Raw genomic sequence first — 7,600 nt, forward strand, 5'->3', positions numbered from 1 at the left:
AACGTGTGAGGGAAACCCCGCGCTGGCCGCGTGGCGGTCACCCTTCGGGGCGACCGAGGATCGCAACGCCCGCCTCGCCCGCGCCAGAGCCCACAAACGGCCGGGTGGCGGTCACCCTTCGGGGCGACCGAGGATCGCAACCTTGCGGTAGCGGGCGTAGGTGGCGCGGCGACTACAGTGGCGGTCACCCTTCGGGGCGACCGAGGATCGCAACCGGCCCATGACCAGGTACTCCATGTCCTCGGCGATGGTGGCGGTCACCCTTCGGGGCGACCGAGGATCGCAACCTCGATCTCGGCGCGGACGAGGACGGGGTGGAGCTGTGGCGGTCACCCTTCGGGGCGACCGAGGATCGCAACAACTCGGACGCGGGGGCCACCAGGCTGCCCGTGGACGTGGCGGTCACCCTTCGGGGCGACCGAGGATCGCAACTGCACCGCTCGGGCCTCGCTGCGGAGCATGTTTGGGGTGGCGGTCACCGTTCGGGGCGACCGAGGATCGCAACATCGACCTCGTAGAAGACGCGCTCGGCTACGACCGGGTGGCGGTCACCCTTCGGGGCGACCGAGGATCGCAACGTCGTGGACGTCGTCTACAACGACGGCATCCGGTCGGGTTACGGTCGCGAGCCCGCCGGATCACCCGCGCCCTGCATGGCAAAGGAGTCGACGTGGCCCGCTGCACCAACGAGCGCCTGATGGCCGAGCTCCGCATCGAGGGGCGTCATCCGCGGTCGCCAGCGCCGCATGACCATTCTGGAGCCGTCCGCACCGCAGCCGCCGGACTTGGTCGACCGCGACTTCACCGCTGAGGGCCCCGATCAGCTCTGGGTCGCCGACGTGACCTATGTCAGAACCTGGTCCGGCTGGGCTTACGTCGCCTTCGTCCGGGACGTGTTCTTCCGCATGACCGTCGGGCACGACGCCGTTCTTGTGGGTGAGGCAGTCGGCCCGCCTGCCCATTGCCACTGCCGACTCATTTCGTTCTCGGCTTGCAGCTTTCGAGTCGGTTCTTCGCGATGTTTCGTATCTTTTTAGTGCTGCCTGACTCGGCGACCAGGGCGAGTACCGCCGGCGACGTCGAATGCTCGGCGAGGACGCGCTGCATCCAGTCCGTGACCTTCGCCAACTCGGCCGGTTTCGGCACGTAACCGTCCTCGATGGACAGGTAGAACAGCCAGTCGTGGATGCGGCGGCGAATGAACTCGCGGTGCCCCTCCGTCTTGAGCTGGTCGATCTCTGCCAGTAGTTCGGCCGACCACTGCCGGAACTCGGCAGGACAGGTCACCTTCATCGCGATCCTGTCCACGAGGGCGACCACTGCCGTCTTGGACACCGCCTCGATGGGGTCCCGCAGGATCGTGGCCACAATCGCGCGGTCTCGGTCGCGGCTCCGCGAGGAAGCGGTTACCGAGACGACGCGTTGGTACGCGGACGATCGGATGTGCTCGTCCGCGACGGCATCGTCGACGTCCACGTCGAGGATGCCAGCCCCTGTTAGCAACTCGGCCACATCGGAATGCAATGTCATCGCTTCATCCTTTGGCGACACCCAGTCCTGCGCATCCTGCGCCGGATAGTGGGGATAGACGGCGTCGTAGTTGGCATCGGCGCCTCGGCAGCTGTGAGAGCCGTTGCCGTCGCCATCGGCCAGGCACAGGCTCCCCACCGCATCCACCACCGCCGCCAGAGCCGCGCTCGCAGCCACCACCACCGGACGTCGGCCTCCGATCCAGTCGCTCCAACGCATAGCCCCTCCTCGCGCACCCAACCGGTCATCCAAGGAACGCTTCCGCGACACCTTGAGTTGTACGTCGAGTCCGGTCGCGGTGCGGTAGCGGGGGTGCTCTCCAGCGTGGCCAGCGCCGCGCGCACCTGGTCGAGAGGGTCGTCAAGAGCTGCTTGCAGAGGGCGGTTGTATGCGGACAGGCATGTATGCAGCACCTTGACTCTGCCGGGACCAGTTTGGGACCACACGCTATGCGTGCACCTGAACAACGCCCCTATGGATACGCGAAATCCGCGACGACTTAGTCGCGGATGTCGGGATATGTCACAGTGTGCATTTGACTGGGGGTCAAGTGCGCTAAAGCGGGGGAGGCGTCTGCTCTCTCTGGTGGGAGTTGACGACCGGGTTGGTGGAACCGCTGTACCAGGGGCTTGCTGTGCCCTGTGGGTCCCAAGGTAGATCGACCCGCGCCCCTACCTTCATATCCGCTGCACCTCAACATCGCAGAAGGTGTCGACGTCTCGATGTGCCTGCGCCTCATGAGGGTACGATCGCGGACCTCGTCGTCAGGAAGGCGAGTTGCGCTGCACATATTGTGGTTACGTTGTCATTGGCCACGCCGAAGGTTCTGCTTCGGGACCTCTAGTGCGTGCGCGACACGCGGATCGCTCCGAAGGAAATTGCCCGACTGATGCACCTATGTTTCCTCTCGCCCTGCTGCGGCCAGAGTGCAGATAGGCTGTCTGGGCTGATCAACCAGCGTGGCGGTCGTACTCCAGGACGACCGAGGATCGCAACATCTTCACCACCCGCGACGCCATCGACGTGGCCATGTGGCGGTCGTCCTCCGGGACAACCGAGGATCGCAATGACAACTGGGCGGGTGCGGGTGGCGCACCGGCTCTCTGACGACGGAGTCAACGCCACGGTGATCGACCCGAGGTGGGTCAAGCCGGTTCCAGAGGGGCTCGTCCGCCTGGCCCGCGGATACCGTCGCATCGTTACCGTGGAGGACAGCAGCCGGGCGAGCTGATCTGGTGTCTCGGCGGCTGCGGGCGCTCCCGGTCGTCGGTGTGGTGGGCGGTCGCCCCAGCCTGTGGCGGCCACCATGTCATGCCAGGTGGGGCCCTGGTCGGGCGGCATATGGAGCGCGGCCGTATGGCCGGGGAAGTTGATCGGCGACCGCTTTTTCGGGTGTCGCAGCGATCTGAGTCGCGATGTCCTGGGCGATCGCGTATCCGACGTCGTGGCGTGGCCACGCGTCGCGCATTGGCGACGAGGTCCTCGGGTATGCAGCGAAAGTGCAGAATAGTGTGCCAAGCGTGTCAGGATCTTCCAAGGGGCAGTCAGACGCGCGAGGCTCTGATGGGGTAATCGTGGTTTAGACCTGCGTCACCCAGTACTGGGTGCAAGAGGGGCTGTAGTTCTGATTGCTGACCCAGGTCCTGATTCCCAATACTCTCTCCTTACCCGGAATCAGAAATAGGCCGGGACACGACAAGCGGCGCACACCGATATTCGGCGTGAGCAATGAGTTCGCCAGGACGGCCCGAGAGCGCAGGGGGAGCAGATGACGGGGGAGATCCCGCCCACCGAGGTGTCCTGGGCGCCCGCCGCCGTGACGGCGCATCACCTGCGGGCGCTCACCACGCTCTCCGAGCGCTCCGTGCTGGTCGCCGACCGCGCCGGAACGCTGACGGTGGTCACCCCGGATGCCGCCGGGGCCGGTTGCCTGGCGGGGGAGATGCGGCTGCTGGCCACCCGCTCCCTGCTCCTGGACGCGGGCCTGCGCGAGTCGTGGAAGGCCGGGCGGCTCACCGGGCCCGTCCTTGAGGTCTGCACCGCCGAAGCCGCCTTCCTGGCCGCCGCCGAGCAGGAGTTGGCGGCGTGAGCCCGGCCCAGGAACACTGCCGGGCTCCGGGCGCGCGGACGCCCGTCGGCGGCCCGGGCCGCACACGGCCGCTGCCCGGGGCGCGGGGGCGGCGATGACCGACGTCTGGGAGTGGTGCGAGTTCCTGTGGGCCCGGATCGCCGAGGAACAGCGGGTGACCGAGGGTGCCGGGCTCACCCCCGACGGCATCGCCCGCCCGTGGGAGCTGACTGAGGCAGGCGCGGCCGACCTCGGCGTGCGAGCTGGGGACCACGTCCTCGCCACGGTCCGCACCGGCCGTGGCCCGTGGGCCGACCACATCGTTGCCGAGCACCGCGTGCGCACCCAGCCCCGCCATACCCTGGCCGAGCTCGATGCCCTGGCATCCCTCGTGGATCTGCTCGCCTTCTGCGTGAGCCACGAGCTGCCCGTAGCCAACGAAGTGTTCCACGTGGCCGTCAAGTTCGCCGCCCGCTACCGAGAGCACCCCGACCACCCCGAGCAGAGGCAGTCATGACGCGCGCCCCCGCCATACCGCCCACACAGGACGAAGAGCCCGGGCCCGAGGAGGGTCCGGTCGCCGCCGGGGGAGCGGACGGCACCGCGCGGCCGGTCGCCGCCAGCGCGTCCGCGGCCGGGAGCGTACTGCCGTACGGCACGGACTCCGAGCGCGACCGCCAGGTCCGCGCCCGGCTGGCCGAACTTGCCGCGGGCGCGGACATCTCGGTGGAGGAGCTGCTGGAGCAGCTGGACAAGGCGCGCGCCTTCGGGCTCCCGGTACCCGCTGACCTCGATCCCCTCCCGGGGGCAGGCGGCACGCAGACCTCAGGGCCGGCGACCGTGCTGAACCAGCGCCCCGGGGACGGGGAGTGGGGCGTGGACAGCCTCATCTTCAACGGCGTCGCCGCCCAGCCGCGGCCCTGCGCGGGGGAGAAGATCTGTCCCTGGCGCCGTGACGCACCGGCCGACCAGTTCCCCGCCCGGGTGTACGTGCACTCCGCGCCCGGCAACCGCGCCAGCGGCCCGGACGGGAGGTTCGGCTGCCACTCCAGCGGCAATGAGCGGCCGCTGCTGTGCGCGGGCTGGCTGCTGGCCGGAGCCGACGGCAACGAGGACATCCTTCAGATGCTGCGCACCGGCGCCCTGAACCAGCCCGAACTGCCGCAGGGAGTCCAGCTGTACGACTCCTACGCGGAGATGGCCATCGCCGCAGGTGTCGATCCGGCCCTGCCCGCCCTCTACGCCCGCCCGGCCCCCACCGGCCGGTCCGACTTCGCCCCGCTGCAGAGCTACCAGGCCGACCGCCACGCCCAGCAGGAACAGAGCACCGGGCACCACGAGCACCCCGAGCACCCCGAGCGGAGGCGGCCATGACGCGCGCCCCCGCCACACCGCCCGCACAGAGGGAGGAGCCCATGCCCGAGGAGAACCCGGTCGCCGCCGGAGGAACGGACGAGTGGCCCATCATCGGCTGGTTCGGGACCCGTGCGAGCTGCGCCGTCACGGGCCCCACCGCAGAGCTGGACACCTGGCTGCAGCCCAAGGGCTGGCAGGTCGACACCGGCGCGCACCCCGGGCTCGACGGCCGCCCGGTGCTGGTGCAACTGGTGCACACCGGCACCGCGCCCGAGCCGATCTACCTCCTCGCCCACCCTGGCCAGACACTGCTGTGGGACGGCTGGCACCTCAAGCTGGCCTCCGACCTCGCCGAGGAAGGCCCGGACGCGAGCGAGGAGCGGTCCGAGCCCGGCTGGGTCGATGAGTTGGTCAGGGAGATGAGGCGCTCGCTGCCGCCGACCGGCCTGCTCGGCCTGGAGCTCGTCACCGACGGCCGCATCCTGGAGCTGCGGTACATCCGCGTCTCGGTCGGTGAACGCGGCCAGGGCCACGCCGCACGGATCCTGACGCGGATCTGCGCCGAGGCCGACGCCCGCAAACTGGTCGTCGCGTGCACACCGACCGACGAATTCGGCGCCGACCGCGACCAGCTGTGCGCCTTCTACCGGCGCTTCGGCTTCGCCCCGGTGCCCCAGAACGACCGGCTGAGCGAGCACACGTGGGAACGGCCCGCCGCCGCCCGCACCACCGCGCATGAGGAGCAGTAGTCATGTCGTCGACCGAACTCGTCCCCGCCCCGGTCCACACCACGGCCGTCCGGCGTCGGCGGCGCGCTGAACCGGACGTGACTACGCGCAGCGGCCAGCGGATCTCCGCGTCCGCCGCCCGCAAGCTCCTCGACGCGGTGCCGCAGAACAGCCGCGATGCCCGCGACACCCGCTGGCGCTCCTACAGCCTGTGGTGCGGGACACCTACGGCTGGGCGACCGGCGAGCCCAACGCCGTCCTGTCCTACCTCTCCGATCTCGGCGACCGCGGACACCCCAGCAAGACCATCGAAGCCCACCTGGGCACCCTGCGCGCACTGCGCGCCATCGACAACACCCCGCTGTCCGACGCCGAGGTCAAGGCCTGCCACCTCGTCATCCGCCACCGGGCGGGGGAGGAGGCCGACGACCCGCTGATGGAGCCCGGTCCGCTGCAGGCCGACGCCGTCGACCTTGGCGAGCTGCGCCTCATGGTCGGAAAGCTCGACCGCACCACGGCGCGCGGCAAGCGGGACGCCGCCACGATGATCGTCGACTGGTGGATGGCCCGCCGCGCCTCCGAGCCCGCCCGTCTCAACCTCCACGACGTCAAGATCACCACGGTCAAGGTCGAGGACGCCACCGGAAAGAAGGTGCCGCGCAAGGCCCTGATTATCAAGATCCGCCGGTCCAAGGCCGATCAGGAGGCGCGCGGCCAGGAGGTGCGCATCCTCGCCCAGGACGACCAGGACATCTGTCCCGTACACGCCGGGCAGGAGTGGCTGGACGTCCTCGCCGACGACGGGCAGCTCGCCCCCGGACCGTTCCTGCGCCGCATCGACCGCCACGGCAACATCGGCGCCAAGGCCGCGGGCCGCCACACCAAGGACCCCGCTCGCCGCGGCGGCATCACCGCCGACACCGTCAACGACATCATCAAGGCCGCCGCCCGGGCCGCCGAGCTCACCCCGGCCCCCGCCCCCGAGGAGTTGGCCGCCGCATCCCGCGCCAAGGAGGAGGCGTACGCGGCTGCCGACGCGGCGCCCACCGCCGAGGAGGCCAACGCGATCCTCAAGGCATGGCGGACAAGCCAAGCGCGCTGCCCGCGCGGCCGTGCGCCGCATCACCGGCCACTCGATGCGACGCGGCTGCATCCAGACCCTGCTCGACGCCGGAACCCCACCCGAGGCCGTCGCCCTGCACTCGCGCCACTCCCTGCGGTCAAGCGCGTTCGACGCCTACCGCAAGAAGAAGATCCCCTGGAACCAGAACCCGACCACCTCCCTGAGCCTGGCGGCCTGAGCGGCGCCTCGATGACCTGGTTCTCAACCACAGCTCATTGAGAAGTCATCGGAGTCGTTTCCAATCCGCGTGCAGGTGTGCTGGACACCCTTCAGGTCTTTGATTTCGGTCTGCCCGGAGCGGCGCCAGCCAGTGGACCTCGGGTGCGCTGGAGACCGGCTTCAGGTGCGGATACGGGGTTGAATGTCCGCGGTACAGCGGTTAACGATGAGAATGATCATGGTCGGTTTTCTTGATCGCGATTCGGTGAAACGCCTGATCAAACCGCCCTTGATCGCATACGGTCACGCTTCGCGCCCGTAGAGTTCTTAACTGACGAGCAGGCTGGCGTCCTATGGGCCCCGGAGTCCTAGCTCAGACACCAGCCGCAAAGCAGCGGGGTGATCACGCGCTCGCTGCCGTGGCGACCTGCTCGTCGTCTTCGCGCAGCATCCGCATGACGGTGGCGGGCGAGGGGTGCTGGCCCGTCTTCGTGCCCGGCACTGCAACCAGCGTCGGGCGTTAAGAAGGCCGGTATGCCTACCGCGTGGCGAGTTCGCGTACCGTCGCCATGTCGCTGAACGGCAGCAGTTCCTCGTTGACGATCTGGTAGGGCTCGCTGCCTTTGCCCGCGATCA

At 69.1% G+C, this 7,600-nt stretch carries 6 protein-coding genes, 1 pseudogene and 1 CRISPR repeat array; of the genes and pseudogenes, 6 read left to right on the plus strand and 1 reads right to left on the minus strand.

Translation table 11 applies throughout. From position 1 onward, the window contains the following. Window positions 1-30 precede the first annotated feature (30 nt). Window positions 31-578: a CRISPR direct-repeat array (repeat unit 37 nt; unit sequence GTGGCGGTCACCCTTCGGGGCGACCGAGGATCGCAAC). 397 nt (window positions 579-975) lie between these two features. Next, window positions 976-1,749: a hypothetical protein gene (locus tag ABZ370_RS43830; RefSeq protein WP_358634144.1), complete on the minus strand. Its 774-nt coding sequence runs from the start codon at window positions 1,747-1,749 to the stop codon at window positions 976-978. Between the two features lie 670 nt (window positions 1,750-2,419). Between ABZ370_RS43830 and ABZ370_RS43835 the strand changes: the two are divergent. From ABZ370_RS43835 to ABZ370_RS43860, 6 genes and pseudogenes are all read left to right on the plus strand, one after another. Next, a pseudogene (locus tag ABZ370_RS43835) lies at window positions 2,420-2,752 on the plus strand (transketolase C-terminal domain-containing protein); the annotation flags it as partial. 546 nt (window positions 2,753-3,298) lie between these two features. After that, entirely contained in the window at window positions 3,299-3,619 is a 321-nt protein-coding gene (locus ABZ370_RS43840; RefSeq protein ID WP_358634147.1) for a hypothetical protein, read from the plus strand. Between the two features lie 94 nt (window positions 3,620-3,713). Next, a complete protein-coding gene (locus ABZ370_RS43845; protein WP_358634150.1) occupies window positions 3,714-4,115 on the plus strand; it encodes a DUF6221 family protein in 402 nt (133 codons plus the stop codon). Next, on the plus strand, window positions 4,112-4,972 hold the full coding sequence (locus ABZ370_RS43850) for a DUF6283 family protein (RefSeq protein ID WP_358634153.1): 861 nt from the start codon (window positions 4,112-4,114) through the stop codon (window positions 4,970-4,972). Before ABZ370_RS43845 ends, ABZ370_RS43850 begins: the two co-directional genes overlap by 4 nt. Window positions 4,973-5,013: 41 nt before the next feature. Then, window positions 5,014-5,703 carry a GNAT family N-acetyltransferase gene (locus ABZ370_RS43855; protein ID WP_358634156.1) on the plus strand — a complete coding sequence of 230 codons (690 nt, stop codon included), beginning with the start codon at window positions 5,014-5,016 and terminating at the stop codon, window positions 5,701-5,703. A 190-nt stretch (window positions 5,704-5,893) separates the two neighbouring features. Next, window positions 5,894-7,024 (plus strand): hypothetical protein, encoded by a 1,131-nt coding sequence (locus tag ABZ370_RS43860; RefSeq protein WP_358634159.1) that lies wholly within the window; start codon window positions 5,894-5,896, stop codon window positions 7,022-7,024. The last annotated feature ends 576 nt before the right edge of the window (window positions 7,025-7,600 follow it).

The sequence above is a fragment of the Streptomyces sp. NPDC005962 genome (assembly GCF_040629205.1).
Taxonomy (GTDB): domain Bacteria; phylum Actinomycetota; class Actinomycetes; order Streptomycetales; family Streptomycetaceae; genus Streptomyces.

What these genes read in the sequence shown, in the direction of transcription:
- ABZ370_RS43830 (WP_358634144.1), bottom strand. Translation starts at nt 1,749, where the DNA reads ATGCGTTGGAGCGACTGGATCGGAGGCCGACGTCCGGTGGTGGTGGCT.
- ABZ370_RS43840 (WP_358634147.1), top strand. Translation starts at nt 3,299, where the DNA reads ATGACGGGGGAGATCCCGCCCACCGAGGTGTCCTGGGCGCCCGCCGCC.
- ABZ370_RS43845 (WP_358634150.1), top strand. Translation starts at nt 3,714, where the DNA reads ATGACCGACGTCTGGGAGTGGTGCGAGTTCCTGTGGGCCCGGATCGCC.
- ABZ370_RS43850 (WP_358634153.1), top strand. Translation starts at nt 4,112, where the DNA reads ATGACGCGCGCCCCCGCCATACCGCCCACACAGGACGAAGAGCCCGGG.
- ABZ370_RS43855 (WP_358634156.1), top strand. Translation starts at nt 5,014, where the DNA reads ATGCCCGAGGAGAACCCGGTCGCCGCCGGAGGAACGGACGAGTGGCCC.